The following is a 1317-nucleotide window of genomic DNA, read 5'->3' as shown; positions in this document are numbered from 1 at the left end:
CCCCGCGGGGTCGTTCCTGAGCCTGGAGGATCTCGGGCTCGGTTCGTCCACGGTGGTCCCGGATCCGGACCTCGTCCACCGCCTGGGCACGGTGCTCGACGTCACCGGTCGGCGGATCGTCACGGGTAGCGTGATCAGCGTGTCGACGGTGACGGGCACCGAGCGTCGGGCCACGGCGCTGACCGAGCGGCTGGACCCGGTGGCGGAGTCGATGGAGGGGTACGCCGTTGGGGTGGCCGCCCGGGCCTTCGGCGTCCCGGTGGTGGAGATCCGTACCATCAGCAACACGGTCGGGCGCCGGGACCGGTCCGGCTGGAACCTGCCGGTCGCGCTGGCCAGCCTCCGCACGGCCGCCGCGGCACTCGTCACCCACCCGGACGGTCTGGTGACGGCCGCACCGGTGGCCACCGCGAACGACGTCTCCACCACGATCCCGGCCGGGCACCCGGGTGCCCGCGGCCACCACGGGAACAGCGGCCACCACGGGACAGGAGAGCACTGAGATGGGTGCTGGCCGGGCGACCACCTCGAACCTTCCAGGTCCGCTCTCGCTCGCCATCTCGCCCTGCCCCAACGACACGTTCGCCTTCCACGCCCTCGCGCACGGACTCGTCCCGGGAGCACCCGAGGTGTCGGTGACCTTCGCCGACATCGACGTCCTCAACGCCCGGGCCGCCGACGGGCGGGATGACCTCGTCAAGGTGTCCTATGCCGCCCTGCCGTGGCTGCTCACCGGGTACCAGCTGCTGACGGCGGGCGGGGCCCTGGGCCGCGGCTGCGGCCCACTCGTCCTCACCGCCGGGCGGTCGGACCTGCGCGGTGCCCGGGTCGCCATCCCCGGCACCCGCACCACGGCCTACCTGCTGTTCCGGCTGTGGGCGGCCGACGAGGGCGTGACGAACGTCGACGTGCTTCCCTTCGAGAAGATCATGCCCGCCGTCCGCGATGGCGCGTATGACGCGGGGCTCGTCATCCACGAGTCCCGCTTCACCTACCCGTCCTACGGACTGACGGCGCTCGTCGACCTCGGCGACTGGTGGGAGGGCCAGACCTCGCTGCCCATTCCGCTCGGCGCGATCCTCGCCCGCCGGGGGCTGGACGGTCCGGTGCTGTCCGCCGCGGTGCGGGCGAGCGTCGCCGCGGCCTTCGCCGATCCCGCCGCCAGCGCCGACTACGTCCTCGCCCACGCCCAGGAGATGACGCCCGACGTCGTCGACGCCCACATCCAGCTGTACGTCAACGAGTTCAGCCTCGACCTCGGCGACGAAGGGTTCGCCGCCGTCGAGGCCCTGCTCTCCCGCGCCGCCGACGCCGACC

Annotated in this window: 2 protein-coding genes; both read left to right on the top strand. The window is 73.1% G+C overall.

Translation table 11 applies throughout. The features are described from left to right. On the top strand, positions 1 to 502 hold a 502-nt coding region (gene mqnB / locus AC08ON_RS12195; protein WP_476616990.1), incomplete at its 5' end, for a futalosine hydrolase. 1 nt (position 503) lies between these two features. After that, the coding region (locus AC08ON_RS12190; protein ID WP_476616989.1) for a 1,4-dihydroxy-6-naphthoate synthase at positions 504 to 1317 on the top strand (814 nt) is incomplete at its 3' end.

The sequence above is a fragment of the Frankia sp. CoWAU3 genome, assembly GCF_977971855.1.
The sequence above is the reverse complement of the archived record's forward strand: the minus strand, read 5'-3'. Positions and strand labels throughout refer to the sequence as shown.